Genomic DNA, 26,661 nt, shown 5'->3' on the forward strand with positions numbered 1-26,661 from the left:
AGGCGATTGTAATCGTCCCCGGATCAAAAGCAAACGTTTGCTTACGGTTGCAAAAAAAGGTCAGGCGTTGCTGTAGCGGCCGGTTTCGGGCAGCCAACGCTCAATCAGCGCCTGCGCCTGCTCAGGATAATGTTCGTGAATATGACGAGCGACGCGCTGGACTTCAGGGATCATGGCCTGATCGCGCAGCAGATCGGCAACTTTAAACTCCGCATTACCGGTCTGGCGTGTTCCCAGTAGCTCCCCCGGACCACGAATCTCTAAATCATGCTGAGCAATCACGAAACCGTCATTGCTGTCACGCAACACCTGCAAACGCTTCTGGGCCGTCTTGCTCAGCGGCGCTTTGTACAGCAGAACACAATGAGAGGCGACCGCGCCGCGTCCTACGCGACCACGTAGCTGGTGCAGTTGCGCCAGACCAAGTCGTTCCGGATTTTCAATAATCATCAAGCTGGCGTTCGGCACGTCCACACCGACTTCAATGACGGTTGTAGCAACTAACAGCTGGATTTCGTTGGCTTTGAAAGCCTGCATGACCGCCAGCTTCTCCGCTGGCTTCATACGGCCATGAACCAGCCCGACCTGCAAATCAGGCAGCGCCACTTTGAGTTCTTCCCATGTGGCTTCCGCAGCCTGAGCTTCCAGCAGGTCTGACTCTTCAATTAACGTACAGACCCAGTAAGCCTGACGGCCCTCGTGACAGGCCTTTTGCACACGCTCAATGATCTCATTACGACGACTGTCAGGGATCGCTACGGTGGTCACCGGTGTTCTGCCTGGCGGCAGCTCATCAATGGTTGAGGTATCAAGATCGGCGTAGGCGGTCATGGCCAGCGTGCGCGGGATCGGCGTCGCTGTCATGATGAGCTGGTGGGGATGAAAACCCTGCTCTTCTCCTTTTTCCCATAACGCCAGTCGCTGATGCACGCCAAAGCGGTGTTGCTCATCAATGATGACCAGCGCCAGCCCGTTAAACTTCACCTGCTCCTGGAACAGGGCATGCGTGCCAACCACCATCGCAACCTGCCCGCTGGCAATCGCCTCTTGCTGGGCCTGTCGCGCTTTGCCCTTTTGTTTGCCCGCCAGCCAGCCGACCTCAAGGCCAAGCGGTGCCAGCCACTGGCGAAAATTATTGGCGTGTTGTTCAGCCAGTAACTCTGTAGGTGCCATCAGGGCCACCTGCTTACCGTGGGCGATAACGTTCAGCGCGGCGAGCGCGGCAACCAGGGTTTTACCTGAACCGACGTCTCCCTGTACCAGGCGCAGCATGGGGAAGTCATTCGCTAAGTCTTTTTCGATCTCTGCGACAACGCGTTTTTGGGCTGCCGTAGGGGAAAACAGCAGGGCGGCCAGTAACCGGTCACTCAATGTATGCCGGGCAGGCATCGGCAGGGCGTAATGGCGCTGTGCGCCGGCCCTGACGGCCAGCATACTGAGGTTATGCGCCAGCAGTTCTTCCAGAATCAGCCTGCGCTGTGCGGGATGCTGCCCACTCTCGAGCTCGCTGAGTTTGAGGTCCGGCGGCGGGCGGTGCAGCGTGCAAAGGGCTTCAGGCAGGCTTAACAGCCCGCCGCTTAACGCCTGCGGCAAAAGTTCTGTGATGGCACAGCTATCCAGCAGGGTTAAAGCCTGATCGGTCAGGCTGCGCAGGGTCGCCTGACGAATGCCCTCGGTCGTGGAATACACGGGCGTCAGCGTTTCTTCCAGCGTGACATGGCTGTGCTCGCCCTGTACGCGGTATTCCGGATGGATGATTTCTGCGCCGCGCTGACCGCGTTTGATTTCGCCGTAAGCGGTGACGCGTCGGCCCGGTGCGAGGCTGTTTTTCATGCCGGCATTGAAGTTGAAAAAGCGCAGCGTTAAAACGCCACTGCCATCCCCGATCTGACAGACCATCATGCGCCGACGGCCAAAAGTGATATCGGTATGCAGGACTTCGCCTTCCACTGTCGCCCAAATGCCAGGCAACAGGTCGTTAATGGCATATAACTGCGTACGATCTTCATAACGCAGAGGAAGGTGAAGCAGTAAATCCTGAATGGTGTGCAGGCCGATTTTAGCCAGCTTTGCTGCCTGACTGGCGCCGACGCCGGTCAGGGTACTGAGCGGGATGGCATCCAGCAGACGGCCTTTCATTTCTGACGTCTGCCCGTTGACTGCATGGCGGCCCACCAACTTTCATCGGCTTCAATGTCACCCTGCGCGTTGATATGGGGATAAGGCATCCGTTTATGTTTTGCCACGCGCGCCAGAACGGGATAGCCGCCCTCAAACAGCAGGCGCTGTTGCTCTTTCTCTGCCAGGTGGCTGGACTGACGACGGTACATGCCAGCATTCTGCCGCTGGCGCTGGGCTTCATACAGAATCAGGGCAGAGGCAACGGAAACGTTAAGCGACTGGACCATACCCACCATCGGGATAATGATATGGTGGTCGGCCAGCGCCAGGGCTTCATCGGTAATGCCCGTTTTTTCCTGACCCATCAAAATGCAGGTAGGTTTGGTGTAGTCAATCTCACGAAAATCCACAGCATCCGCCGACAGGTTCGTCGCCAGTATCTGCATGTCTTGCGTTTTGAGGTGGCTAATCGCGTCGCTGATTGAGCGGTGCGTTACTACGTTTACCCAACTGTTGCTGCCAGCCGAGGCTGAGGCTTGCGTTCGCATGCGTTGGCCTGGCCATACGGCATGGACTTCATGGATACCGACAGCATCCGCGGTGCGAATGACAGCAGAAACATTGTGCGGCTTATGTACCTGCTCCATGCAGACGGTAAGGTCGTGCTGGCGCAAGGCCAGCATTTCCTGAATTCGGGCAAAACGTTGAGGATTCATGCACTAGTTACGGTTGCGGTGAACTTTAATCACATCCGGCATCACACGGATTTTACGCATGATATTGGCCAGGTGGACGCGATCGCGTGCGGTCAGACGAATAAAAGCACTGTAAACACGGCCATCACGTTCTTCCGTATTCAGGCTCTGAATATTGGAGCCCGCCGTATTGATGGCGGCCGTCAGGTTGGCCAGTGCGCCCTGGTGGTTAAACATATCCACCTTTATCTCTGCGACAAACTCCTGCTCTGTAACTTTATCCCACTCCACAGGCATGAATTTTTCGGGCTCTTTTTGGTAGCCACGAATATTGCGACAGGACTCATGGTGAACGACCAGGCCCTTGCCCGGGCTGACGTGGGCAACGATAGGATCGCCTGGAATGGGGCGGCAGCATTTTGCAAAGGTAATGAGGACGCCGTCTGCCCCTTTAATCGGCAGCTTGCCTTGTTTTTTGTTGTTGTTGAGCGCGCTGGTGTCGGTCTGCAACAGGTTCTTGGCGACGACCACGCTCATGGCATTACCCAGGCCGATTTCGGCTAACAGATCGTCCAGTGAGGTCAGCTTCATCCGATCAAGCTCCTGCTTGATGTTTTCGGCTGGCACCTCCGCCAGTTTACGACTGCCACCCAACGCATGGCTGAGCAGGCGACGCCCCAGATTCACCGAGTCTTCGCGCTTCAGGTTTTTCAGCAACTGACGAATCTTCGCGCGGGCTTTGGAACTGACGACAAAGTTGAGCCAGGCCGCGTTAGGACGCGCACCAGGCGCTGTGATGATCTCGATGGTCTGGCCGCTGGTAAGCGGCTGTGACAGCGGATAAGGCTGGCGATCAACGCGCGCGCCAACGCAGGCATGACCGATATCGGTATGGACCGCGTAGGCAAAATCGACAGGCGTTGCCCCGGTAGGCAGCTCGACGATGCGGCCTTCCGGTGTAAAGACATAGATTTCATCCGGGAAGAGATCGGATTTGACGCTTTCGATGAATTCAAATGAGCTACCGGCACTTTGTTGCAGCTCCAGCAGGCTTTGCAGCCAGCGTTGCGCACGCACCTGCGCGGTTGTGCCGCTTTCACCGGCCTGTTTATAGGCCCAGTGTGCCGCCACCCCCATTTCGGCCATCTGATCCATATCTTCGGTACGGATTTGCACCTCAACCGGCACGCCATGCGGCCCGATCATAGAGGTATGCAGCGATTGATAGCCGTTAGCCTTGGGGATAGCAATGTAATCTTTGACCCGGCCCGGACGCGGCTTATATAAGCTGTGCATCTGGCCCAGTACGCGATAACAGGTATCCAGATCTTTCACGATGACGCGAAAGGCATAGATATCCATGATCGAGTGAAAACGCTGCTCTTTCAGCGTCATTTTGCGGTAAATCGAGTAAAGGTGCTTTTCGCGACCACTTACCCGGCAGGGAATACCGGCTTCCTGCAAACGACCGTCGATTTCAGAGAGGATTTTTTGAATCATCTCTTTACGGTTGCCGCGGGCCGCTTTCACGACCTCTTTAATTACCCGAAAACGGTTCGGATAGAGCGCTTCAAAACCCAGCTCTTCCAGTTCCGTTTTAAGGTGATGAATACCCAGCCGGTGCGCCAGTGGGCTGTATATTTCCAGCGTTTCCAGCGCGATGCGACGACGTTTATCAGGGCGTAAGGACCCGAGCGTACGCATGTTGTGGGTGCGGTCAGCCAGCTTGATGAGAATAACGCGGATGTCCTGCACCATCGCCATAATCATCTTGCGGAAGTTTTCTGCCTGTGCCTCTTTCTTATCACGGAATTTCAGCTTATCCAGCTTCGAAACGCCTTCAACCAGTTCAGCTACGCTTTTGCCAAACAGTTGTTCCATATCCTGATAGGTCGCTGGCGTATCTTCAATGACGTCGTGCAAAAGCGCGGCCATGAGGGTTTCATGGTCGAGCTTCATTTCCGCCAGAATGCACGCCACCGCAACAGGATGGGTAATGTAAGGCTCACCGCTGGAGCGTGTCTGTCCCTCGTGGGCATCACGTGATACGAGATAGGCTTGCTTGAGGCGCTTGATCTGGTCCTCAGGCAAGTATTGTTCAATCAGTTGATTGAGACTTTCAAACAGATACAAGGTTGACCTGCAGTTCGCGGTTAACGACGACCTTCAGCGATAGCGGTAACGGCCTGTAACTCAGCGGCTTCCTGCTCTTGCTGCTCCTGACGATCACGCACATCTAAAATCTGATTGGTGACCAGACCTTCTTCGATTTCGCGCAATGCGATAACGGTCGGTTTATCGTTCTCTTCCGGAACCAGCGGATCTTTGCCGCCTACCTGCATCTGACGTGCACGACGTGCAGCGACCAACACCAGGTCAAAACGATTACCAACTTTTTCTACTGCGTCCTGAACGGTTACGCGTGCCATAGGTGTGCTACTCCACAGATGAAGAAATGACTCGGCATCATACTGAAACTGGGTTCAGACTGCCAACAGTTTGCTGATTAAAGCATCATGGCGCGCTTTCTGGCGGGCCATGCGCAGACGTTCTGCACGAATAATGGTCTTCAGATCGGATAACGCCAGATCAAAATCATCATTCACAATTAAATAATCGTATTCGCCATAGTGGCTCATTTCGGCCACGGCTTGTGCCATACGACGGGCAATCACCTCTTCGCTGTCCTGACCGCGGCCGCGCAGGCGACGATCCAGCTCTTCTTTAGAAGGGGGCAGGACAAATATACTGCGCGCGTCGGGCATTTTAGCGCGAATTTGCTGTGCGCCCTGCCAGTCTATATCAAGGAAAACATCGACGCCGGTTGCCAGCACCTGTTCGATCGCCTTACGCGACGTGCCGTAGTAGTTATCGAAAACTTTAGCGTGTTCAAGGAAAGCATCTTCCGCAATCATTTTTTCAAACTCATGCTTTTGCACAAAGAAGTAATGCTCACCGTGCGCTTCACCGGGGCGCATGCCGCGAGTGGTGTGCGAAACAGACACTTGCGTATCGTACAGCGGCTGCGTTTTTAACAGTGCCTGAATAAGGCTGGATTTTCCTGCGCCGCTAGGAGCAGAAACAATATAGAGCGTACCTTGGGCCATGATGTTCTTGAATTGATTAATTGCGGAGTCGATTTCCTGCAAAGTATACACGGCTTCCCCGCGCCACGCAGCGTTTGCACCGCCCTCATCACGAAAAGTTTATGCGGGGTGCGCCGCAACCACTGTTTCGCAGGCTGTAAATAGGTATTCATTTTCCAGGAGGCGTTCCAGAACCGGGAAGCGGGGCTGGCTGAACCGGCTGTTTTGGCGGTTGAATATCCTAAACATCAGGAGGTCAGGGATGAAAGGATGCTTAGCCGCCGGGCTGCTCATAACAGCCAGCACATTTTCCGCGTTTGGGGCGCTGTGCCCGACCTGGACGCCGGGTCGCGCGGCAAAGGAGATTGACCATTTACAACAACAGCTCCGGCAGTGGGACGCGGCGTATTATCAGCAAGGCCATTCACCCGTGGCCGATGCCGACTACGATAGCCTGCAGACGCGGCTCAATCACTGGCAACGTTGCTTCAGTACGGGTGAGAAAGAGGATGTACCGGTATTGCCCAACGATGGCACGCGCTGGCATCCCGTTGCGCATACTGGTGTTAAAAAGGTTCGTGATAAGCGTGCTTTAGGCTATTGGATGCAGCCACGCCGGGATCTCTGGGTGCAGCCCAAAGTCGATGGCGTGGCCGTTTCGCTGGTCTATCGGCACGGGAAACTGGTGTCATTCATCAGTCGTGGCGACGGTTTACACGGTAAGGAGTGGGTCGAAAAAGCCAGGCTGATCCCTGCTATTCCGCTGGAGATTGACAGCGATGAAGAAAGCGTGGTTTTACAGGGCGAACTCTTTTTGCAGATGACCGGTCATCACCAGGCGCTTGACGGCGGGAAGAATGCCAGGGCTCTGGTCGCAGGCGCAATGTTGCGTAGTGACGCCACACCGCTTTTGACACAACTGGGCATTTTTATCTGGGGATGGCCTGACGGACCAGACGCCATGAAGGAAAGACTGACGCGTTTATCGGATTGGGGGTTTAGCCTTGCGCGTCACTGGAGTCAGCCTGTTCAAAATGAAGAAGACGCGGCTGAATGGCGCGAGCGCTGGTTCCACGCGCCACTGCCTTTTGTAACCGATGGCATTGTTGTGCATCAGACGGCCCGGCCTGCAGGCAAACACTGGCAGCCCGGTGAAGGCGAGTGGGCTGTCGCCTGGAAATACCCGCCTCCCGATGTCAGCACTGAGGTCCGTTCCGTTGATTTTTCGATCGGGCGAACGGGGAAAATCGCGGTCGTACTCAACCTGCAACCCGTTCAACTGGATGACAAAATCGTCCGGCGAGTCAGCATCGGCTCACTAAAACGCTGGCGAGAGCGGGACATCATTGCGGGCGACCAGGTGACGGTCAGCCTTGCCGGACAAGGCATTCCACGTCTGGATCGCGTTATCTGGCGCGTCGCGCAACGTGACTATCCTGAGCCGCCTCAGACGGATCGTTTCACGTCGCTGAGTTGTTATGTTTTGGCACCGCAGTGCCATCGTCAGTTACTGGCGCGCCTCAGTTGGTTGAGTCAAAAATCGGTGCTAAATATTGCGGGTGTGCAACGTAGCACCTGGCAACGGTTACTGGAAACGGGCTTGATTACACATCTTTTTGCGTGGCTGGCCTTAACCCCCGAACAGATCGCGACAGCAGCGAGTATTTCACCCGAAAGAGCGCAGCAAATCTGGCATCAATTCAGTTTGACCCGTCAACAGCCTTTGCGCCGCTGGGTTAGCGCGTTAGGTGTGGCGTTGCCGCAAAAGGCGCTACTGTCATTGGCCGACGGCGACTGGGAGAGTGTTCTTGCCCGTGATAAACAGGCCTGGCAATCTCTGCCGGGCGTTGGTGCACGCCGGGCAGAGCAGATTACGTCGCAGTTTCAGGATGCCGGGCTCAGAGCGTTAATCCACTTTTTGCAGCAGCAGGGCATTCCTTCTTCATCAGTGATCAGGATGAGGGTAATTGAAGATGGGCAGCCCGAGACGGAATCTCAGCGCCAGCAGACGCGCAAAGAAGCCGAAGAGTAAGGTGATAATCACCACTGCTTCATGCGGCAGCGGCGTTTTCAGGAGCAGGATATACATCCAGCCTGCTGCAAAAGCGATGCCGGCGTACAGCTCTTTTTGGAATACCAGTGGGATGCGGTTACAAAACATATCGCGTAAAACGCCGCCAAAGACGCCCGTGATCACGGCGCTGATTGCGGCGATGATCATGGCGTGGCCTGAGTCCAGTGCCACCTGCGCGCCAATAATCGAAAATACCACCAGGCCCAGCGCATCCAATACCAGAAACACCTTGCGCAGGTGCGTCATTAGCGGTGCCAAAAAAGTCGTTACTACAGCAGCAGCGGCCACGATCATGATGTACTCAGGATGTTTAACCCAGCCAAGCGGATAGTGCCCCAGCAATATATCGCGCACGGAGCCTCCGCCTATCGCGGTAACGGAAGCAATGATAATGACACCGAACAGATCCATTTTACGGCGACCTGCGGCAAGCGCACCTGTCATCGCCTCGGCGGTGATCCCAATAATATAAAGAACAGTAAGTAACATAGCAGGCTCCAGGAAGACGGCGGCAAGGCTACGCCACTGACAAAAACGGCGCGACTGAGTTTTTCTGTTGTTAAGAGTTAAAGTATTAGTAAAAATTATGCGGGCAAGAGTAATGCCTCTATTATCAAAAGGCTGTATCGGTTTTTACACGGAGACGAATTAAAAAACGTCGTGATGCGAATTTTTCGCCGATATGACGCCAGCCTGTTTACAACGTTGAACCCTTGCCCGTCGGCGACATTATGTGGTGACAGACAGAGAAAGCAAACCACGCAAAGCAGAGCATGGGGACCTGTCCGTGGGCTAAATGCAGGGGGAGTAAGGTGAGAATAAGGATAAAGAGGACAACAACGCACACTGAAGGTGTGTGAAATGAAAAGTGGTGGGTTTTATTAAGGGAAACGTACCGGTTAACAGCACGTTTTCCTGCTTTCACCGTCGGGCTGCTTCCAGCCAGTAGCGGTTTGTCAGTGCTTCATATGAAGCTGAAAGAACGCTTTCAGGTTGAAGTCATAGTCGGGTCGAAACCATTTACGACCATAAAAGCAATACGTCAGCATTCTCACTGATGCCATTGCCAGATAGCCCCATAAAGCACATAAAACGGAAGGCGCCAGCCATAGGGTCAATAGTGTAATGATCAGGCCGACAAATACAGAGGCGATCTCGCAAAAAGCGATATCAGAGAATTGCTTTTCACGCTGCATCAGGGCGCGATAAGACTGGCCCTGAGGAATAATAATAAAGATGACCGATGCGATTTCAACAACCCTGGCCACCTCGGGTAGCCCAAACATATGTTCAAGCATAAGACCGCAAGTAAAAAGGGCAGAAAAAATGACCAGGCCCATGAATATATTGCCCCAGTAAAGCACGGACAGCGTTTTTACTGGCAGCGGTGCATATCGAATCAACGTATTGGAAAAACCACGATCGGCCAGTGTGTCAATAACCATCAAGCCTGTAATGACGACCGCCAGCAGATTATAGGTATCGGCCTGCAGGACTTTTCCCAATACTGAAAGTTGTAACACACCCATACTCAGCATTTTGACCGATGAAAGAAAAGGCCACTTGACGTTTTCCAGATTTATTTTTCGTGTTGTCATTTTTTTCTCGCCGGGCAGAGTAGTATGGCGCTGCGCCGATGAGTATTCATCAGGACAGCGCTGGCATTACTATAATTTAATAAAGTAAATTTTTATCTTTATAATGAGCTGTGTGTTAAAGCATACTGCTAATAATAAAAGTTCCCCTGGTGATGAATTTCCCCTGTTGTCATTATTATTATCCGTTCATTTTTAATTGCTTAAATTTACGGCGGAAATAATGTTCGCCGGAAATATCATGCTGTTATGTTTTGAATAGCTTTGCTGTGTGCAGATTATTTATAGCGCGTTTTATGAAAGTTAACATCATAAGGAAAATCTGATATGTGATTTGACTAAGGAAATAATATTCATCATTTACAGCATTATTTGCACAGGCCTTATCACAGCGTTCTCTTTTTTTGTTTTTTCGTTAAGTCTGGAAACTGAAGCAATACATGAAAAAAATAAAAAAACGTTAAATAAGCCGTACATACAAGGGCTCGCCCGTCACTCTCCAGGATTTTTCCCATACAGCATGCTTAAGCAAGGGCAAATAATAACCGAAGGGTAAGCATTCAGACCCGATATACTGCTAATGCATGTTGACTGCGAAAATATTTGTAATGCGTACGATTTATGGCTCAGTCTGGATCTGAGTTCGGGCTAAGAAGGCGAACAGAGCCCGTGGCAGGGAGGCAGGATTATCGCGGTAATAATGAAAACAGGCCGTCAGAAGGAAGCCTCCAAATTAACAGAGAGGTCTGTCACACGAAAAAGCAGGCCGAAACCTGCTTTATGTCTGTCTATACGTAAAGAGAGGCTTCGCCAGGCGGACGCGTTTTGAAGCGGCGATGTAGCCAGAGGTATTGCTCAGGCGCTCGCATGATTTGGTTCTCAATCACTTTATTCATATAAGCCGCGGCTGCAGCTTCATCCGCATGCGGGTAATTTTCCAGAATCGGTTCAATAATCAGCTTATAGCCATCATTGCCAGGATTACGAATCAGCATAATTGGAACCATAGCGGGCTTAGCCAACCGGGACAACACATAGGTACCGTTGGTCGTCGCGGCTTTTTCTACAGCAAACAAGGGGGCAAACGTACTGCCTTTGGGACCGTAATCCTGGTCTGGCGCAAACCAGACAGATTCACCTTGTTTCAGCGCCTGCACCATCCCTCTCAGATCGCGACGGTCAATCATCGCTTTATTCGAACGCATACGGCCTCTGGTCTGTACGTACTCCATCGCGTGGTTATTATGGGGACGGTACATTGCCATCATCGGCTGACACAACCCGCTGATGCGACCACCCAGCTCCAGCGACATGAAATGGATGCCGATGAGCATTACGCCACGACGCTCATTCTGGGCTGTGTAGAGGTTCGACAGGCCCGAGACGTTGAACAGACGTTTAACGGCATGGTCTGGCCAGAACCAGGCGATACCCGTTTCCATCAGTGCCATGCCGAGAGAGGCAAAATTTCCCGCAATCATGATTTCTTTATCTTCGTCACTGATATCCGGAAAGCAGAGTTCAATATTACGGCGCGTAATGCGCTCTCTGCGCTGAAGAAAATGGCGGGAAAGCCGGCCGGCACCTGCGCCAAGTCGCATCAGGACAGGATAGGGGAGTTGAACCAACAGCCAAAGAATGCCAAGACCAAACCACGTAAACCAATAGCGGGGATGTAAAAGGGAACGACTAAACTGCCTGGTGTTTTTCATTATGAACCTTAAGGAAGTAATGGATGTAGCGCAAAAAGACCCATTCCTTAAGTTCTCAAGCGGTACAGCTGTACTGACTACGACCCACACTTTATCAAAAAGTGCCTTGAATCACAGAGGACGTCACTTATCGACAGGATTAAAAAAGGGGTTAAATAACGCTAAAAACAGCAAAAAAAGAAATGCGATAAAAATAATATCATTATAATACAATGATTTGTTTTAATTTTGTAAGCGAGGCGGGTTTTTGAAAGAGCCTGAAAATTAGGACGGTTCTGTACTGGCACAGCGCATTCTTTTCGAAAACTTTACATTTCAGGGTGGCAAAAACGTAAAAAATGGCTACGCACATCCCCGCGCGACACGTTATGCGTAGTTAACAACCGAAAAGGTGTACATAAAACATCTCAAAAACTGAGGACATGAGCGACATCTGTCTTCACAGGCTATATACGATCTGTACTCAACGTTACATCATAGCCTGAAAGAAAAGAGGGCATAAAAGAAGCGCTAGTTGTAATCAACTGTCATCAGACGAAAATGACTGTATTTTTTTAACTTCACCTTACCCAGGTTAAGCGGTAAGGATTGCTGACTTTCGTTCATACGAAGTAGGGTGGATTCTGTTCTTCCTCCTCTTGTGCAGCTTTGTTTAATTTGAGAATTAACAATAAGGGTATTACATCCGGTTTCTACAATCGCACCCTTAAAAGTGATTTGACCACCTACAGCAAAAGATAAGGGTGATAACAACATTAAAAAAAGGGCATAAGTTAACTTTTTCATGGCTTCAGACTCTTGTTGATTTTCACAAAGAACGGCATTAAAAAGAAAAACTTTAGGTGATAAATTTTTTTATTTTATAAAAATTATTTTTTGAACATTTATTGTGAAGGATTTGACGTTTTTCAATGTATGTTAATGCCGGTAACTGGAAATGGCAGGAGGATTATGGTTTACAGTTTTGTTAACAAATTGGCTTTTAACCACAATTGTTTGTTTCTTTAACAAATGTGTTTAAAAATTGCAGTGTAGGTCACAAATAAGGGGGTAAATCAGGTGCCTGTCAAACTGATATCGGATGAGGCGCGAGACACGTATAACTGCGTTGAAAACAGGAATCGTAGCAGGCATGGCTTCACTGCTTGTACATCCGTTTCTTTTTTACTTTTCGTTATCGTCTGGTTTGCTGCGTATTAGATTTTGGTATCCTTCCAGATAATCATCTGTTGATGAGCGTATTTTCTTCGTAAGACTTCCCAAAAAACGAGTCATTAAGAAAGCCGGTTGCTGTTTCACCTGCCTTATCAGGCGTCCGGAATCGATTAATGTTGAATAGATTCCGAAAGGGCATAGCGTACGTTGTGAAAAGAGAAAAGTGCAGGGAGATCTTTAAAAAGTCCGTTTTTACACGGACTTAATAATTAAATGAAGGCGACAAACAGCAGGAAGCTTAATGTGTGGCTATTCGATATTCTGAATCTGCTCTCGCATCTGTTCAATCAACACTTTTAGCTCAATCGCTGAATTCGTAATTTCTGCATTAATGGATTTTGAAGCCAGTGTGTTTGACTCGCGGTTGAACTCCTGCATCATAAAGTCAAGACGACGGCCTACCGCCTCTTTTTTCTTCAGAATGTTATAGGTCTCTTTAACGTGCGCATCCAGACGATCCAGCTCTTCTGCGACATCGACACGTTGTGCCATCATCACCAATTCCTGCTCAAGGCGATTATTTTCAAGCTGCACCTCAGCATCTTCCAGTTTGGCGATCAGGCGCTCCCGCTGCCACTTAATCACATCGGGCAGTTGAGCGCGAACTTTGCTGACCTCATGCGTTACCGCTTCCAGCCGCTGCTCGATCAGTGCCTTCAGAGCGCTGCCTTCGCTTTCACGTGCGGCGATGAAATCATCCAGCGCGCCATCCAGCGCCTGAATTAGTTGAGTATTAATTGCATCCAAATCCTGTTCAGGTGCTGCCATGACGCCCGGCCAGCGCAGAATATCCAGCGGATTGATAACGCCTTCATCGGTCTGCAGTTTGACCCAGTTAGCCGCCTGAACCAGTTGTTTGGCCAGTGACTCATTGAGCATCAGTTCGCCCTGCGCGCCAGGATCGGCCTCGAAGCGCAGATTACATTCGATTTTTCCACGCGTCAGTCGCTGGCGAATGCGCTCCCTGATCATCGGTTCCAGTCCGCGAAACTGTTCAGGCAGACGAATATAGGTTTCAAGATAACGTTGATTGACAGAACGCAACTCCCAGGCGGCGCTGCCCCAGTCGCCCTTAATTTCACGGCGGGCATAGGCGGTCATACTGCGGATCATAAGCGTTACTCTTTTTTTAAATAAGGTTGAGGCCAGTATAACGAGGCAAGGCTGACCAGAACAGGTGTAAGCGTGTACAGGATGCGATAACAAAATGTTTCCGCTTTTCTCAACAGCCACTTATGCTAATTACTGGTTTACTCGTTGAGGCCCTCTTTTTATGTCGCGCGTATCGTCTCTTCCACTCATACTCAGCCTGCTGCTTGTGGGCTGTCAGTCGCCGTCTCCATCATCACCATCATATCCGCCTTCTACCCGACCCGTTCCGGTGTGCGCCGGCGGTGAGGTCATGATGCAAACCACATTGTGGTTTGGTCTCAGTAAGCCGCAGGGCGGCAATGTGAGCGCACTGGACTGGATGAATTTTGTCGATAAAGAGGTAACACCGCGCTTCAGGTCTGGCTTGTCTGTTTATGATGCGCAGGGCCAATGGCTGGGCGAAAACGGTCAGTTAGCACGTGAGAAAAGCAAGGCGTTAGTGCTTATCTATCAGTTCGACAGTGACAGCAACAGTCGTGTTGAAGCGCTGCGTGCCCGCTATAAAAAACAGTTTGGTCAGGAATCGGTTATGCGCGTGGATACGCCAGCCTGCATTAGTTTTTAGGGACAAACGGCGGCCAGTGCCGCCGTTGAGTCCATCAGATAAACAGTCCGGCAAATGCAGCGGAAAGCAGGCTGACCAGGGTGGAACCATAGACCAGTTTCCAGCCAAACCTTGAGACGACATTGCCTTGTTGTTCGTTCAGGCCTTTTATCGCGCCCGCAACAATTCCAATAGAAGCAAAGTTCGCGAAGGAAACCAGGAAAACAGACAGGATGCCCAATCCGCGTGGCGTCATGCCTGCCGCTATCTTTTTCAGTTCAATCATGGCGACGAATTCATTCGCCACCAGCTTCGTGGCCATAATACTGCCAGCCTGTAATGCATCGGTAGCGGGAATGCCAATCAGCCAGGCAAAAGGATAAAAAACATAGCCAAGAAGCTGCTGGAAACTGTACCCAAACAGGGTGGCAAACAGGGCGTTGATAGCCGCGATTAAGGCAATAAAACCAATCAGCATGGCCAGAATAATCATCGCGACTTTGAAACCAGCGAGGATGTATTCCCCCAGCATTTCAAAGAAACTCTGATCTTCGTGTAATTTATCCAGCGGAATAGCCTGCTCATTACTGCCTTTGCCGGGGTTAATAATCGACAGGATGATAAACGTGCTGAACATGTTAAGCAGGAGAGCCGCAACGACATATTTGGCCTCGATCATCGACATATACGCTCCAACAATCGACAGCGAAACGGTAGACATCGCGGTTGCCGCCATGGTGTAAAGTCGGCGTGGTGGGATATCGGCCAAAATACCTTTATAGGCAATGAAGTTCTCTGACTGGCCCAGTACCAGCGTGCTTACCGCATTAAAGGACTCCAGTTTTCCCATGCCGTTAACTTTTGATAACAGCGTGCCAACAACCCGAATCAGTAACGGCAGGATGCGCCAGTGTTGCAAAATACCAATCAGTGCGGAAATAAAAATAATAGGGCAGAGCACGCCAAGGAAGATAAAGGCCAGTCCCTGCTGACTCATGCCACCAAACACAAATTCCGTGCCCTGTGCAGCAAAACGCAGCAGCGTTTCAAAGAAATGCCCCACCGCGCCTACCAGCGCCAGTCCACTGGCTGAGTGAAGAAAGAACCAGCCCAGTGCGGCTTCTACAACAATCAGTTGAATGATAAAGCGCAGGCGAATGCGTTTTCGGTCATGACTGACCAGTAGCGCAAGGGCAAAAATTACCACCAGCGCCAGCAGGAAATGAAGAAGAGCGGTCATAGTTTAGTCAGTTAGCGGATATGCAGGAAAAGGTAAGGCATTTAGCCATACTCCGGCATGAATTTCATCCCAGGCTGCACTGACCACTGCAAGAGACAGCAGGCCAGGAAGTCCGTATAATACGCAGCCAATCATTAGCAAGCCGGAGATAACCATGCGTCCAGCAGGCCGTAGCGCACATCAGGTGCGTCCAGTCACATTGACCCGCAATTACACTAAACACGCAGAGGGCTCCGTTCTGGTGGAATTCGGTGAAACCAAAGTGCTCTGCACTGCAACGGTGGATGAAGGAGTTCCGCGCTTTCTCAAAGGGCAGGGCCAGGGCTGGGTCACTGCCGAATATGGCATGTTGCCGCGTTCCACTCACAGTCGTATGGCGCGTGAAGCCGCGAAAGGCAAACAGGGTGGTCGCACGCTTGAAATTCAGCGTCTGATCGCCCGTTCACTGCGTGCTGCGGTCGATCTCACCATGCTTGGTGAATACACGATTACGCTCGATTGTGACGTCATTCAGGCCGATGGCGGTACACGTACGGCTTCCATTACTGGCGCCTGTGTAGCCCTGGCAGATGCGCTTAATTCCCTGGTCGCGAGTGGTAAGCTGAAAGCGAATCCGATGAAAGGCATGGTTGCCGCCGTGTCAGTGGGGATTGTCAATGGTGAAGCGTTGTGTGACCTTGAATACATTGAGGACTCTGCCGCTGAAACGGATATGAATGTCGTCATGATGGAAGATGGCCGCATGATTGAGGTGCAGGGCACCGCTGAAGGTGAACCCTTTAGCCACGAAGAACTGCTGGCATTACTGGCGTTAGCGCGTGGCGGTATTGAAGAATTGATTCAGGCGCAGAAAGCGGCGCTGGAAAATTAAGGTAACAGGCGACCACAGAGTCGCCTTTTTTTTATCTGAGGAGTAAGACATGAAAGCCTGGCAGCGGCAGTTTATTGAATTTGCACTGAATAAGCAGGTGCTCAAATTTGGTGAGTTCACATTAAAGTCGGGTCGTAAAAGCCCCTATTTTTTTAATGCCGGTTTATTTAACACGGGCCGGGATTTAGCGCTGCTGGGACGGTTTTATGCGCAGGCGTTAGTCGACAGCGGAATCGATTTTGATTTGTTATTTGGTCCGGCCTACAAAGGCATCCCTATCGCCACCACCACAGCCGTTGCGTTAGCCGATCATCACGATCGTGACGTACCTTACTGCTTCAATCGTAAAGAAGCGAAAGATCATGGTGAGGGCGGTTTGCTGGTGGGAAGCCCGCTGCAGGGTAAAGTGATGCTGGTCGATGATGTCATCACGGCCGGCACGGCGATTCGCGAATCCATGGATATTATCAATGCACATGATGCCAGCCTGGCGGGCGTGCTGATTTCACTGGACCGTCAGGAACGCGGCCGGGGTGAACTCTCCGCTATTCAGGAAGTGGAACGGGATTATTCCTGCAAAGTTACCGCGATAATTACGCTTAACGACCTGATTGATTACCTGGCTGAAAAAACGCACATGGCCGATCATTTAGCGCAGGTTCGGGCGTACCAAAAGGCGTACGGCGTCTGATAACTGGCGGGCATTGCGCCCGCCTTTGTATTACACCAGTTGTGCCGCAATCAGCGGCCAGCGGGTGTCAAAGTCGGCCGTTGGGCTAAACCGGAACTCGGAACGGACGTACCGCGATAACAGCCCTTCACACAGGGCCAGCAGCTGGCTGGCCAGTAAGGTTTCATCCGTTTGAAAGCCTTCACCTTCGCGCATTTTGCGTTCGCGCATCACCTGGCGTAGCTGCACTTCAATGCGCTCAAACAGCTGATTAATGCGCCCCTGCAGACGGTCCTGTTCAAACATTAACGCGTGACCTGTCAAAATCCGCGTCAGCCCCGGATTACGCTCACCAAATCCCAGAATCAGTTGCACAATAAGACGCAGGCGCGCCATTGTTTCTTTTTCATCTTTCAGGATCAGATTGATGCGGGTAATCAGACTGTCTTCAATAAATTCGATCAGGCTGTCAAACATCCGCGTTTTACTGGGAAAGTGACGATAAAGCGCCGCCTCCGATACACCGACGTTAGCCGCCAGTTTTGCAGTAGTAATGCGTTGGCTGCCATCACTTGACTCAAGCATCTGCGCCAGCGCCTGCAAAATCTCCTCGCGGCGATTCCGCTTTACGACTTTTTTCTCTGCCATGCCCTTAAAAACCCCTGAATTTCACCATATACAGGCAACACCTACGCATCTGCCACAAGAGAAAGCCTTGGGGCGATGAGAAATAATAAGATTGGCGTAAGTGAAAATCGGTCGTGCTGGTTACTGACGGCCTGAGTGACCGAAGCCACCTTCACCGCGCAAGCTGGCGTCAAACTCGTCTACCAGATTGAATTCGGCCTGGACGACAGGGACAAAAACCAGCTGGGCCATGCGGTCGCCCGGCTGAAGCGTAAAGCTTTCCTGCCCGCGATTCCATACCGATACCATAAGTTGTCCCTGATAGTCGGCATCAATCAGACCAACCAGATTGCCCAGGACAATACCATGTTTGTGGCCCAGGCCAGAGCGCGGGAGAATCACGGCGGCAAGGTTCGGATCGGCGATGTGAATAGCCAGACCGGTAGGAATTAATGTGGTTGTGCCGGGTGCGATTTCCATCACATCATCAATACAGGCACGAAGGTCTAACCCAGCGGAACCCGGTGTCGCATAGGTCGGCAAGGGAAACGCTTTGCCGACGCGCGCATCAAGAATTTTAACGTCTATTTTTTTCATCATAACGGCTGACAATCTCGTCTATTAAAAGTTGACCAAGGAGCGACTTATCGCTGAGCGGTAAGGTTTTTTCTCCTTCCTGCCAAAAAAGGTGAAGAGCATTGGTGTCGCTATTGAACCCGTGGCCTGCTTTTGACACATCGTTAGCACAAATCAGGTCCAGGTTTTTACGCGCGCGTTTTTTTCGGGCGTATTCTTCCACATTCTGGGTTTCAGCCGCAAATCCAACCACAAATGGCCGGCTCTGCGTTAAGGCCGCCACCCCCGCGACAATATCGGGATTTTTAATGAGCTGCAGGCTGACTTTCTCATCGTCATCCTGTTTCTTTATTTTTTCATCCGCGATCTCAATTGCCCGGTAGTCTGCCACGGCTGCGCTTGCAATGAAAATATGTTGTGCGTTTATCTCCCCCATTACCGCCGCCTGCATTTCCAGGGCCGAGGTCACATCCACTCGTTTAACGCCGGCGGGCGTTGGCAGGGCAACCGGACCGCTTACCAGCGTAACGCGGGCGCCGCGCTTTGCCGCCGCCGCCGCAATCGCAAACCCCATTTTTCCCGAACTGTGGTTGCTGATATAACGCACGGGGTCGATCGCTTCCCGGGTGGGGCCCGCGGTAATCATAATATTGAGATGTTGCAGGTCGTTGACGGGCGCGGCCCACTGAACGGCCTGGTCAACGATAGCTAAAGGGTCAAGCATGCGACCGGGGCCAATATCCCCGCAGGCCTGGCTGCCGCTGTCTGGCCCCCAAATTAACAGGCCGCGCGCCTGAAGCCTGACCAGGTTTTCCTGCGTTACGGCAGCGCGATACATCTGCTGATTCATCGCCGGCACAATCGCGACAGGCGCTGCTGTTGCCAGCACGGCAGTGGTGACTAAATCATTGGCCATCCCTGCCGTAATGCGTGCAATAAGGTCGGCCGTGGCCGGGGCCAGCACGATCAGGTCAGCCCATTTGGCCAGCTCAATGTGTCCCATTGCGGCTTCAGCTGCCGGGTCAAGCAGATCATCAAAAACAGGATAACCGGAGACGGCCTGCAGGCTGAGTTGTGTGATAAAAGCCTTTGCGCCCTCGGTCATCATCACGCGGACATCGGCACCGCGATCGCGCAGACGACGGACCAGCTCGGGGGTTTTATAGGCAGCAATTCCACCACTGACGCCCAGAAGAACTTTTTTACCGGCTAATCCCATCATGCTGTTGACCTCATTTTCGATTGCCGTCGCAGGGACGGTGTAATGGCCGAATTTTATCACAAAACGTGGCATGCACCTTTTCAATGGCTGCGTTTGCGAGACATGCCGGAGAATCACAATCACGCGCTGGTGGCGGATAGGTTCGCACGCGATGATACAGGGGGCGACAGGGAGAGCAGCAATGAAAAATTTGCCACCACGAGAAAAACTTCAGCAATGGGGTGCGGATGCGTTAAGTGACGTAGAGCTGTTAGCGATTTTCTTACGAACAGGTTCAAAAGGCGTTCCTGTCATGATGCTGGCGCAGCAGATGCTGCAGGAGCTGGGGTCGCTTTATAATATCGTTAATGCGACGGCTGCAGACTTTAAGGGCATTAAAGGCGCTGGCGAAATCAAGTTGATTCAGATGCGCGCAGTGGCAGAACTGGCCAAACGGTTTTTCGCCAGCCAGCTGGCGCGTGAGAGCACAATTGACAGTCCCGCAGCGACGCGTCAGTACCTGCAGACATTATTGGCCAGGCAGGAGCGTGAGGTGTTTGTCGTGCTGTTTTTGGATAATCAACATCGGGTATTAATGGCCAGAGAAATGTTTTCCGGATCGATCAACAGCGTCGAAGTCCATCCTCGTGAAATTGTGCGTGAGGCCCTAAAAATCAACGCGGCTGCGCTCATCGTGGCGCATAACCATCCGTCAGGAATTGCTGAACCCAGCCAGGCTGACCGCGACATTACACTAAAAATCTGCGAAGCTTGTCGCTTATTGAATATCCGGTTGCTTGATCATCTGGTGATTGGACACGGTCAATCTGTCTCATTTGTCGAACGCGGATGGCTCTGAGCCTGGAAATCTGATCCAGGTGGCGGCTTTTTACACGATCATTCGGGATCTTTATTTGTTCGGGACTTGAGCACTTGGGCCGAGCGGCGTATACTACGCCACCTTTGAGAATCTCGGGTTTGGCGGTTAGGCCAGCTTAGCGGGTTCCATGGAACTCGCCTGGCGGGCTGCAAGCCTGACGAGGCGGCCAAAACCTAATTTTTAAAGCTCGAGCTGATTTGATTTTTGGAGAATAGACATGTCACGAGTCTGCCAGGTAACTGGAAAGCGTCCGGTGACCGGTAACAACCGTTCCCACGCAATGAACGCGACGAAACGCCGTTTCCTTCCGAACCTGCACTCACACCGTTTTTGGGTTGAGAGCGAGAAGCGCTTCGTTACTCTGCGTGTATCTGTAAAAGGTATGCGTATTATTGATAAAAAGGGCATTGATACGGTGTTAGCCGACATGCGTGCCCGTGGTGAGAAGTACTAAGAGTACTAAGGAACTGAATCATGGCTAAAGGTATTCGTGAGAAGATCAAGCTGGTTTCCTCTGCTGGTACAGGTCACTTCTATACCACCACGAAGAACAAACGTACTAAACCAGAAAAACTTGAACTGAAAAAGTTCGATCCGGTTGTACGTCAGCATGTGATCTACAAAGAAGCCAAAATTAAATAATTTTGGTGTTCTACTAAAAACCCGGCTCCGGCCGGGTTTTTTGTTTGTGTAATGCGCAGGGGAGAGGTTATGCCAGAGTTGCCAGAGGTAGAAACCAGCCGACGCGGCATTGAGCCACATCTGGTTGGTCAAACAATTCTTCACGCCGTCGTTCGCAACGCACGTTTGCGTTGGCCGGTATCCAATGAAATCCTCGCATTAAGCGATCAGCCAGTACTGAGTGTTCAGCGGCGCGCTAAATACCTTTTGCTTGAGCTGCCACACGGCTGGATCATTATTCATCTTGGTATGTCTGGCAGTCTGCGCGTTCTGCCCGAAGAATTGCCTGCCGCCAAACACGATCATGTTGACCTGGTGATGAGCAACGGGAAGGTCCTGCGCTACACCGATCCCCGACGTTTTGGTGCCTGGTTGTGGAGCAGCGATCTGGATGGAAGCAGCGTGCTGGCCCATTTAGGTCCAGAACCACTGAGTGAAATGTTCAGTGGCGACTATCTGTTTGAAAAATCCCGCGGTAAGCGAACGGTGATCAAGCAGTGGTTAATGGACAATAAAGTCGTGGTGGGCGTGGGCAATATCTATGCGAGCGAGTCACTGTTTACAGCAGGGATCCTGCCTGATCGAGCAGCGATGAGCCTGTCCCACGATGAAGCGGCGTTTTTGGCTAACACCATTAAAGCGGTACTGCTCCGCTCTATCGAGCAGGGCGGAACGACATTGCGCGACTTTTTACAAAGCGATGGCAAGCCAGGCTATTTTGCTCAGGAGTTGCAGGTTTACGGCCGGGCTGGCGAACCCTGCAGGGCGTGCGGCACGCCGATTGTAAGTGGGAAGCACGGGCAGCGCAGTACCTACTGGTGCCCCAACTGCCAGCATTAAGGCAGCTTTGCGAGTAAGGCCTGATGGACAGGTGCGGACAGGAAGGCAGAGACATCGCCACCATGCCGCGCCACTTCTTTGACCAGTGACGATGAGATAAAAGAAAAGCCTTCTGAAGGCATTAAAAATACGCTTTCCAGCGTTGGCAACAGGTGTCGGTTCATACGCGCGAGCTGCATTTCATATTCAAAATCGGACACGGCACGTAATCCACGAACCAGCACATTTGCCTGCTGCGCCCGGGCGAAGTTTGCCATCAGATCGCTAAAACCGACCACGTCGACATTGGGTAGATGTGCAGTGGCCTGTTGCGCCAGCGCCACTCTTTCGTCCAGCGTAAACAGCGGTTTTTTACTCGGGCTGGCGGCAATCGCCACAACAAGCCGATCAAACATCTGTGCTGCACGAGTGACGATATCAATATGGCCCAGGGTAATGGGATCGAAGGTGCCAGGATAAATCGCTTTTGTCGTCATGTGCGCCCTTCCGCCGAAGTCTTATTTAGCGCCCAAAGCGCTGCATATTTATTGAATGTGTACTGGGCATTAACGACTGCCAGTAGCCAGCCCTGTTTGCCATCAAGGAATCCGGCACGCAGCAGCAGCGTTTTTACAAAGGCACCCGCTGTATGACTGAAGACAGAAAACAGGCTGCACGTTTTTCCACGCTGGAATCTTTCCTGCGCCCAGGCTTCAGCATAAGCCAGTTGTTTTCGCTGGAAAACCATCAGGTCACGGCAGGTCAGATGCTGTAAATCGCCTTTCAGTACCTTAACGGGCGCACCTTCGGTTTTGAGTGACTCATGGACCTGATTATCGTTATAACCCAGTGTACGCGGATACAGACGCATCACTCTGTCAGGATACCAGCCGCTGTGACGCATAAAACGGCCCAGGAACAGGTTGCTACGACTGAGGCTGTAAACGGTTGGCCCCGGCGGCGCTTCCAGAACCTGTTCAATCGCCTGACGCAATTCTGGCGTCACGCGCTCGTCGGCATCGATCATCAAAATCATATCGCCACTGGCAAAACTTTGCGCCCGCTGGCGTTGTTTTCCATAACCCTGCCATTCCGTTTCCTGAAAAACCTGTGCGCCGGCCTGTTGAGCCAGCGAGAGGGTGTCATCGGTACTTCCGGAATCCAGCACGATAATTTCATCGGCCCAGCTGACTGACGCAAGACAGTCAGGCAGCAAGGCGGCTTCATTTTTGGCAATCATCACCACTGAAAGGCGTTGGCGCGTAGCGGTCATCAATGAGCCCGTGGCGGTAAATGAGGTTCAAGTAACTGTAGCAGGCGCTGCAGCGCACCCTGATTTTGGTGCAGCACCTCGACGGCGTGGCGACCGTAATAACGACGATAGTCGTCATCCTGTAGCAAATTCGTCACTTCTTTTTCCAGCGACGCCGCGTCAGTCACAGTGATTAACCCCTGTGCCTCCTGCAGTTTGCTGCAAATATCTTTGAAGTTCCAGGTATGCGGGCCCATCAGTACCGGGATAGCATGGGCTGCCGGTTCCAGCGGATTATGACCGCCACGCTCAACCAGGCTGCCTCCTACGAAAGCCAGGTCGGCTATACCGTAGAGCAGCATCAGTTCGCCCATTGAGTCACCAATGACAACCTGTGTTGAACTGGAGGGGATCTCTCCGCTACTGCGTAGGGTAAAGCTGAAGTGACGTTTTTGAGTGAGTTCGCGCGCATCGTTGAAGCGCTCAGGATGGCGTGGTACCAAAATCAGCAGCAGATCGGGAAAGGTCTCCAGTAAACGGCGATGCGTATCCAACAGAATCGCTTCTTCACCTTCATGTGTACTGGTCGCGATCCAGACCGGACGGCGCGGAGCCCATTGGCGACGCAGCGTGACGGCGCGTGCCGCCAGCTCGGGAGTAACTGAAATATCGAATTTCAGGCTGCCGGTGATCGACAGGTGAGAGCGTTTCAGTCCAAGCTGGATAAAACGCTCACCATCCTCGGCATTTTGCGCAGCGATCAGCGTGATGCTCTGCAGGAGGTTGCGCATAAACTTGCCCAGCTTGCGATAGCCTTTGGCTGAGCGTTCTGACAGGCGAGCATTGGCGATCACCAGCGGAATATGGCGCTGATGAAGAATACGGATGATATTAGGCCACAGCTCCGTTTCCATAATGATGACCAAACGTGGATTCACCGTATCAAGAAAACGATTAATGGCGCCGGGTAAGTCGTAAGGCAAATAGACATGGTGTACATCTTTGCCAAAAGCAGACTGCGCGCGCTCCGAACCGGTTGGCGTCATGGTGGTCACGGTAATGGGCAGGGTAGGATAGCGATGACGCAGCGCGCGTACCAACGGCACCGCCGCCAGCGTTTCCCCCACAGAAACCGAATGCAGGACAATGCCGTCCGGCTTCACTTTTCCTGCGCAGTAGCCATAACGCTCTGCCCAGCGTTTGCGATAGGCCGGGGCTTTACGACCGCGCAGCCACAGGCGCAGCCAGATGAGTGGCTGAATGAAATAGAGCAATGCGGTGTAAATGGTCGTCATAGTTACCGTTATGACACGTTGGCGTCAAAAAAGCAGTTTAAAGTCAGATTACTGCATATTATCAGAAACAGCATAATCACTCATCTCACATCATGATTGGGTACGCAGCACCTGCTCATAGAGGGAGGTAAGGGAATGCGCCAGGTGCTGTGGGCTGTATGGCTCAACCCTGCGCCGCGCCGCTTCTCCCATTCGCGCGTCGACGGTCAGACTGGACAGGGCGTTTATCGCCTGGTTCAGGCCTTTAATATCCAGCGCATCGCGAACAAATCCTTCCTGGCCTTCTCGAATAAATTCAGCGCCGCCACAGCCGGTGCTGGTAATGACCGGTAAACCACAGGCCATCGCCTCCAGTACGACGTTGGGGAAGGGATCATATAAGGTCGGCAGCAGCAAACCATCGGCAGCATGATAGAAAGGCTGTACGTCCTGCTGCACGCCGACAAAACGCAAGCGGTCAAGGCAGTTCAGTTGATTAGCCAGCTGCTGATAACGTTTTACCTGTTTGTCCTGGCCTACCACAATCAGATAACGATGACTGTTGGCCAGCGCTTCAATGGCCGCTTTCAGGCCTTTGCGTTCAAAACCCGATCCCACGTAAATCAGCACTGTCGCGTTGGTGGGCAGATTCAGTTGGGTCCGCATGGCATGGCGCGTGGCCTCGGTCGCAGGCTGAAAGCGCGTGGCATCAATCGCATTGTAGATAACGTGTATTTTGTCTGCCTGCAGCGTAAAACAGCGCAAAATGTCTTGTTTTACCATCTCAGAATTGCAGATCACCGCTTTCAGTGAGGGAGACTGGAACATTTCCGCTTCCGCCCGCAAAACGTAACGATGGTAAGGACTCAGGCTGGCACTCAGGCGCTGTAGTGGTGACACAATGCGGGCACGTTGCTCAAGCCAGATACGATGAACGCCATCGCCAGCCCGAAAAATATCACAGCCTGCGATGCGCTCATGGCTTTGTACGATATCAAACTTCTCCCGCTCCCAGCAGGCCCGCGCAGCCTGTGCAAATCCTCGCTCGCGTGAAACCCGCCCCAGTTTGCCTGGATTACAGATGTGCAGATGCCAGTCTGGGTTGGGTTTGCCCTGCCAGCTGCGGGTAATGATATTGAGATCCAGCTGCTCACTTCCCAGCGCTTCCAGCGCGCGTGAGATAAACCGTTCTGCGCCGCCATCAGGACGATATTTTTGCCGGACAATGGCCAGACGTAACTTACGCATTCAGATAGCTCCTTGCGGCATTCACGACATCCTCAACCGGGATGGCCGATAAATAACGCTGATCGGTCCGGGTATCAATAGAATCCGGATGGGGCAGAGATCCATAGTCGCCCGCCCAGATCACCCGATTGTTATCTCCCCACGGACGCCAGTGCTGTAGCTTGGTCGGTCCGAAAAGGGCGATGCAGGGTGTATCCAGCGCCGCCGCCATATGCATGGGCGCGGAGTCGACACCGATAAAGAGTTGCGCGCCCGCGATAAGCGCCGCCAACTGAGGTAAAGAGAGTTGACCCGCAAGCGAGATAACGTGAGGGGAATGGCATTGTGCCAGAATACGGTCGACCATCTCCCGTTCATTTGCATCGGGGCCTGCCGTCAATATCACTTTGCGATCGGCTTGGGCTAACTGATCGATGGTGGCTGCGACCTTGTCCTCTTCCCAGCATTTAAACTGCCAGCGTGAAGTGGGCTGTAAAACAATATAGCCCCCGGCAACCTGCTGCTGAAGGAGCTTGTCCTGCACTTTTTGCGCATCGTCGGGGCTGAAATGCATTGAGGCACCGATGCCTTCCGCTGGAATAGTCAATGGAGAAAGTGCGGACAGATTTTGTTCCACTGTATGTAATTGCTCATGATTTTCAGTGGTAACCAAATGCGTGTGGCACCAGCGCCAGATGGCCTTGTCACGTTTTGTGAAGGCAAAGCCAATACGTACTGGTGCACCAGATAAACCGGTGATAATGGCGCTGCGCCATTGATCGGCAAGGTTAATTACCAGCTCATACTGACAGTTGCGGACGGCAGCGACCAGCGCCATTTCATGGCGGAATTTTCGCCAGCCACCTTCCTTTTTCCAGCCGCGGTCAATGACATGCAGATGGCGGATGACAGGATGTGCTTCCAGCATAGGACGGGTTTCTTTATAGAGCAGAACATCAATCACGGCCTGTGGGTAATGCCGATGCAAAGCATTGATGACAGGCGTGGTCAGCAGCATGTCGCCATGATGACGCAGTTTGATTATCAGTATTTTTTTCGGTGCAAACTGGACTGGAATCGGGCTTGTCATACTCAAATGCTCTCAAAATTCAGTGAGCTGATTGTAGGGCAAACCCTTTAGGGGTTAAA

At 52.1% G+C, this 26,661-nt stretch carries 27 protein-coding genes; 8 read left to right on the plus strand and 19 right to left on the minus strand.

From position 1 onward, the window contains the following. Window positions 1-60: 60 nt before the first annotated feature. From recG to gmk, 5 genes are read right to left on the minus strand one after another with little or no spacing between them, the layout of a single operon-like run. A complete protein-coding gene (gene recG / locus C1N58_RS17925; RefSeq protein WP_054632860.1) occupies window positions 61-2,139 on the minus strand; it encodes an ATP-dependent DNA helicase RecG in 2,079 nt (692 codons plus the stop codon). Continuing rightward, a complete protein-coding gene (gene trmH / locus C1N58_RS17930; RefSeq protein ID WP_054686798.1) occupies window positions 2,136-2,837 on the minus strand; it encodes a tRNA (guanosine(18)-2'-O)-methyltransferase TrmH in 702 nt (233 codons plus the stop codon). Before trmH ends, recG begins: the two co-directional genes overlap by 4 nt. A gap of 3 nt (window positions 2,838-2,840) precedes the next feature. After that, window positions 2,841-4,949, minus strand: a complete 2,109-nt coding sequence (gene spoT, locus C1N58_RS17935; protein WP_054632862.1) for a bifunctional GTP diphosphokinase/guanosine-3',5'-bis pyrophosphate 3'-pyrophosphohydrolase — start codon at window positions 4,947-4,949, stop codon at window positions 2,841-2,843. Between the two features lie 20 nt (window positions 4,950-4,969). Then, complete coding sequence (rpoZ, locus tag C1N58_RS17940) at window positions 4,970-5,245, minus strand: DNA-directed RNA polymerase subunit omega (protein ID WP_003851346.1); 276 nt, start codon at window positions 5,243-5,245, stop codon at window positions 4,970-4,972. A gap of 54 nt (window positions 5,246-5,299) precedes the next feature. Next, window positions 5,300-5,923 carry a guanylate kinase gene (gene gmk, locus C1N58_RS17945; RefSeq protein WP_006121348.1) on the minus strand — a complete coding sequence of 208 codons (624 nt, stop codon included), beginning with the start codon at window positions 5,921-5,923 and terminating at the stop codon, window positions 5,300-5,302. Window positions 5,924-6,164: 241 nt separating this feature from the next. On the opposite strand from gmk, the gene ligB reads away from it, so the two are divergent. Next, a complete protein-coding gene (ligB, locus tag C1N58_RS17950; protein WP_394550162.1) occupies window positions 6,165-7,934 on the plus strand; it encodes an NAD-dependent DNA ligase LigB in 1,770 nt (589 codons plus the stop codon). On the opposite strand, the gene C1N58_RS17955 is transcribed toward ligB, so the two are convergent. From C1N58_RS17955 to C1N58_RS17975, 5 genes are all read right to left on the minus strand, one after another. Next, a complete protein-coding gene (locus C1N58_RS17955; protein ID WP_394564387.1) occupies window positions 7,848-8,465 on the minus strand; it encodes a trimeric intracellular cation channel family protein in 618 nt (205 codons plus the stop codon). The two genes, ligB and C1N58_RS17955, sit on opposite strands and share 87 nt — an antisense overlap. 467 nt (window positions 8,466-8,932) lie before the next feature. Then, window positions 8,933-9,574, minus strand: a complete 642-nt coding sequence (locus C1N58_RS17960; protein WP_033738045.1) for an oligosaccharide flippase family protein — start codon at window positions 9,572-9,574, stop codon at window positions 8,933-8,935. Window positions 9,575-10,359: 785 nt separating this feature from the next. Beyond that, window positions 10,360-11,283, minus strand: coding sequence for a kdo(2)-lipid IV(A) palmitoleoyltransferase (gene lpxP, locus C1N58_RS17965; protein WP_054632864.1), 924 nt, complete (start codon window positions 11,281-11,283; stop codon window positions 10,360-10,362). A 510-nt stretch (window positions 11,284-11,793) separates the two neighbouring features. Further along, window positions 11,794-12,069: a hypothetical protein gene (locus C1N58_RS17970; protein WP_054632865.1), complete on the minus strand. Its 276-nt coding sequence runs from the start codon at window positions 12,067-12,069 to the stop codon at window positions 11,794-11,796. Window positions 12,070-12,747: 678 nt separating this feature from the next. Next, window positions 12,748-13,611, minus strand: coding sequence for a YicC/YloC family endoribonuclease (locus C1N58_RS17975; protein ID WP_033738048.1), 864 nt, complete (start codon window positions 13,609-13,611; stop codon window positions 12,748-12,750). Between the two features lie 160 nt (window positions 13,612-13,771). On the opposite strand from C1N58_RS17975, the gene C1N58_RS17980 reads away from it, so the two are divergent. Further along, the gene (locus C1N58_RS17980; protein WP_054632866.1) at window positions 13,772-14,215 is read left to right on the plus strand and encodes a DUF3574 domain-containing protein; all 444 of its coding nucleotides are present in this window, start codon (window positions 13,772-13,774) and stop codon (window positions 14,213-14,215) included. Window positions 14,216-14,249: 34 nt separating this feature from the next. Here the strand turns inward: C1N58_RS17980 and C1N58_RS17985 are convergent, their stop codons facing one another. Further along, window positions 14,250-15,434: a NupC/NupG family nucleoside CNT transporter gene (locus C1N58_RS17985; protein ID WP_033738051.1), complete on the minus strand. Its 1,185-nt coding sequence runs from the start codon at window positions 15,432-15,434 to the stop codon at window positions 14,250-14,252. Between the two features lie 154 nt (window positions 15,435-15,588). On the opposite strand from C1N58_RS17985, the gene rph reads away from it, so the two are divergent. Both rph and pyrE read left to right on the plus strand, forming a co-directional pair. Continuing rightward, entirely contained in the window at window positions 15,589-16,305 is a 717-nt protein-coding gene (gene rph / locus C1N58_RS17990) for a ribonuclease PH (protein ID WP_394550166.1), read from the plus strand. Between the two features lie 49 nt (window positions 16,306-16,354). Continuing rightward, on the plus strand, window positions 16,355-16,996 hold the full coding sequence (gene pyrE, locus C1N58_RS17995) for an orotate phosphoribosyltransferase (RefSeq protein WP_006121244.1): 642 nt from the start codon (window positions 16,355-16,357) through the stop codon (window positions 16,994-16,996). Between the two features lie 30 nt (window positions 16,997-17,026). Here the strand turns inward: pyrE and slmA are convergent, their stop codons facing one another. From slmA to coaBC, 3 genes are all read right to left on the minus strand, one after another. Next, window positions 17,027-17,623, minus strand: coding sequence for a nucleoid occlusion factor SlmA (slmA, locus tag C1N58_RS18000; protein WP_006121245.1), 597 nt, complete (start codon window positions 17,621-17,623; stop codon window positions 17,027-17,029). Window positions 17,624-17,743: 120 nt separating this feature from the next. Continuing rightward, a complete protein-coding gene (gene dut / locus C1N58_RS18005) occupies window positions 17,744-18,202 on the minus strand; it encodes a dUTP diphosphatase (protein WP_033738053.1) in 459 nt (152 codons plus the stop codon). After that, window positions 18,180-19,400, minus strand: coding sequence for a bifunctional phosphopantothenoylcysteine decarboxylase/phosphopantothenate--cysteine ligase CoaBC (gene coaBC / locus C1N58_RS18010; RefSeq protein WP_394564899.1), 1,221 nt, complete (start codon window positions 19,398-19,400; stop codon window positions 18,180-18,182). The genes dut and coaBC overlap by 23 nt, the downstream gene beginning before the upstream one ends. Before the next feature lie 181 nt (window positions 19,401-19,581). On the opposite strand from coaBC, the gene radC reads away from it, so the two are divergent. From radC to mutM, 4 genes are all read left to right on the plus strand, one after another. Beyond that, complete coding sequence (gene radC, locus C1N58_RS18015; protein WP_033738055.1) at window positions 19,582-20,238, plus strand: RadC family protein; 657 nt, start codon at window positions 19,582-19,584, stop codon at window positions 20,236-20,238. 238 nt (window positions 20,239-20,476) lie between these two features. Next, the gene (gene rpmB, locus C1N58_RS18020) at window positions 20,477-20,713 is read left to right on the plus strand and encodes a 50S ribosomal protein L28 (RefSeq protein WP_006121249.1); all 237 of its coding nucleotides are present in this window, start codon (window positions 20,477-20,479) and stop codon (window positions 20,711-20,713) included. Between the two features lie 20 nt (window positions 20,714-20,733). Next, window positions 20,734-20,901: a 50S ribosomal protein L33 gene (rpmG, locus tag C1N58_RS18025; protein ID WP_001051798.1), complete on the plus strand. Its 168-nt coding sequence runs from the start codon at window positions 20,734-20,736 to the stop codon at window positions 20,899-20,901. A gap of 69 nt (window positions 20,902-20,970) precedes the next feature. Further along, window positions 20,971-21,780, plus strand: a complete 810-nt coding sequence (gene mutM / locus C1N58_RS18030; RefSeq protein ID WP_006121251.1) for a bifunctional DNA-formamidopyrimidine glycosylase/DNA-(apurinic or apyrimidinic site) lyase — start codon at window positions 20,971-20,973, stop codon at window positions 21,778-21,780. On the opposite strand, the gene coaD is transcribed toward mutM, so the two are convergent. The 5 genes from coaD to rfaQ all read right to left on the minus strand — a co-directional run bounded on the left by coaD (window position 21,777) and on the right by rfaQ (window position 26,602). Continuing rightward, window positions 21,777-22,256 carry a pantetheine-phosphate adenylyltransferase gene (coaD, locus tag C1N58_RS18035; RefSeq protein ID WP_006121252.1) on the minus strand — a complete coding sequence of 160 codons (480 nt, stop codon included), beginning with the start codon at window positions 22,254-22,256 and terminating at the stop codon, window positions 21,777-21,779. The two genes, mutM and coaD, sit on opposite strands and share 4 nt — an antisense overlap. Next, a complete protein-coding gene (locus tag C1N58_RS18040; protein ID WP_054686802.1) occupies window positions 22,253-23,032 on the minus strand; it encodes a glycosyltransferase family 2 protein in 780 nt (259 codons plus the stop codon). The genes coaD and C1N58_RS18040 overlap by 4 nt, the downstream gene beginning before the upstream one ends. Beyond that, entirely contained in the window at window positions 23,032-24,306 is a 1,275-nt protein-coding gene (gene waaA, locus C1N58_RS18045) for a lipid IV(A) 3-deoxy-D-manno-octulosonic acid transferase (RefSeq protein ID WP_039342468.1), read from the minus strand. Before waaA ends, C1N58_RS18040 begins: the two co-directional genes overlap by 1 nt. 90 nt (window positions 24,307-24,396) lie before the next feature. Continuing rightward, window positions 24,397-25,533, minus strand: coding sequence for a glycosyltransferase family 4 protein (locus C1N58_RS18050; RefSeq protein WP_394564388.1), 1,137 nt, complete (start codon window positions 25,531-25,533; stop codon window positions 24,397-24,399). Next, on the minus strand, window positions 25,526-26,602 hold the full coding sequence (gene rfaQ / locus C1N58_RS18055; RefSeq protein WP_394550172.1) for a putative lipopolysaccharide heptosyltransferase III: 1,077 nt from the start codon (window positions 26,600-26,602) through the stop codon (window positions 25,526-25,528). Before rfaQ ends, C1N58_RS18050 begins: the two co-directional genes overlap by 8 nt. Window positions 26,603-26,661 lie beyond the last annotated feature (59 nt).

The organism is Pantoea sp. SGAir0180 (genome assembly GCF_043546245.1).

What these genes read in the sequence shown, in the direction of transcription:
- rpmB (WP_006121249.1), top strand. Translation starts at nt 20,477, where the DNA reads ATGTCACGAGTCTGCCAGGTAACTGGAAAGCGTCCGGTGACCGGTAAC.
- radC (WP_033738055.1), top strand. Translation starts at nt 19,582, where the DNA reads ATGAAAAATTTGCCACCACGAGAAAAACTTCAGCAATGGGGTGCGGAT.
- slmA (WP_006121245.1), bottom strand. Translation starts at nt 17,623, where the DNA reads ATGGCAGAGAAAAAAGTCGTAAAGCGGAATCGCCGCGAGGAGATTTTG.
- gmk (WP_006121348.1), bottom strand. Translation starts at nt 5,923, where the DNA reads ATGGCCCAAGGTACGCTCTATATTGTTTCTGCTCCTAGCGGCGCAGGA.
- C1N58_RS17985 (WP_033738051.1), bottom strand. Translation starts at nt 15,434, where the DNA reads ATGACCGCTCTTCTTCATTTCCTGCTGGCGCTGGTGGTAATTTTTGCC.
- ligB (WP_394550162.1), top strand. Translation starts at nt 6,165, where the DNA reads ATGAAAGGATGCTTAGCCGCCGGGCTGCTCATAACAGCCAGCACATTT.
- C1N58_RS17975 (WP_033738048.1), bottom strand. Translation starts at nt 13,611, where the DNA reads ATGATCCGCAGTATGACCGCCTATGCCCGCCGTGAAATTAAGGGCGAC.
- dut (WP_033738053.1), bottom strand. Translation starts at nt 18,202, where the DNA reads ATGATGAAAAAAATAGACGTTAAAATTCTTGATGCGCGCGTCGGCAAA.
- rfaQ (WP_394550172.1), bottom strand. Translation starts at nt 26,602, where the DNA reads ATGACAAGCCCGATTCCAGTCCAGTTTGCACCGAAAAAAATACTGATA.
- pyrE (WP_006121244.1), top strand. Translation starts at nt 16,355, where the DNA reads ATGAAAGCCTGGCAGCGGCAGTTTATTGAATTTGCACTGAATAAGCAG.
- coaBC (WP_394564899.1), bottom strand. Translation starts at nt 19,400, where the DNA reads ATGATGGGATTAGCCGGTAAAAAAGTTCTTCTGGGCGTCAGTGGTGGA.
- C1N58_RS17960 (WP_033738045.1), bottom strand. Translation starts at nt 9,574, where the DNA reads ATGACAACACGAAAAATAAATCTGGAAAACGTCAAGTGGCCTTTTCTT.
- lpxP (WP_054632864.1), bottom strand. Translation starts at nt 11,283, where the DNA reads ATGAAAAACACCAGGCAGTTTAGTCGTTCCCTTTTACATCCCCGCTAT.
- trmH (WP_054686798.1), bottom strand. Translation starts at nt 2,837, where the DNA reads ATGAATCCTCAACGTTTTGCCCGAATTCAGGAAATGCTGGCCTTGCGC.
- recG (WP_054632860.1), bottom strand. Translation starts at nt 2,139, where the DNA reads ATGAAAGGCCGTCTGCTGGATGCCATCCCGCTCAGTACCCTGACCGGC.
- rpmG (WP_001051798.1), top strand. Translation starts at nt 20,734, where the DNA reads ATGGCTAAAGGTATTCGTGAGAAGATCAAGCTGGTTTCCTCTGCTGGT.
- C1N58_RS17955 (WP_394564387.1), bottom strand. Translation starts at nt 8,465, where the DNA reads ATGTTACTTACTGTTCTTTATATTATTGGGATCACCGCCGAGGCGATG.
- rph (WP_394550166.1), top strand. Translation starts at nt 15,589, where the DNA reads ATGCGTCCAGCAGGCCGTAGCGCACATCAGGTGCGTCCAGTCACATTG.
- C1N58_RS17980 (WP_054632866.1), top strand. Translation starts at nt 13,772, where the DNA reads ATGTCGCGCGTATCGTCTCTTCCACTCATACTCAGCCTGCTGCTTGTG.
- rpoZ (WP_003851346.1), bottom strand. Translation starts at nt 5,245, where the DNA reads ATGGCACGCGTAACCGTTCAGGACGCAGTAGAAAAAGTTGGTAATCGT.
- C1N58_RS18050 (WP_394564388.1), bottom strand. Translation starts at nt 25,533, where the DNA reads ATGCGTAAGTTACGTCTGGCCATTGTCCGGCAAAAATATCGTCCTGAT.
- mutM (WP_006121251.1), top strand. Translation starts at nt 20,971, where the DNA reads ATGCCAGAGTTGCCAGAGGTAGAAACCAGCCGACGCGGCATTGAGCCA.
- coaD (WP_006121252.1), bottom strand. Translation starts at nt 22,256, where the DNA reads ATGACGACAAAAGCGATTTATCCTGGCACCTTCGATCCCATTACCCTG.
- C1N58_RS18040 (WP_054686802.1), bottom strand. Translation starts at nt 23,032, where the DNA reads ATGACCGCTACGCGCCAACGCCTTTCAGTGGTGATGATTGCCAAAAAT.
- C1N58_RS17970 (WP_054632865.1), bottom strand. Translation starts at nt 12,069, where the DNA reads ATGAAAAAGTTAACTTATGCCCTTTTTTTAATGTTGTTATCACCCTTA.
- waaA (WP_039342468.1), bottom strand. Translation starts at nt 24,306, where the DNA reads ATGACGACCATTTACACCGCATTGCTCTATTTCATTCAGCCACTCATC.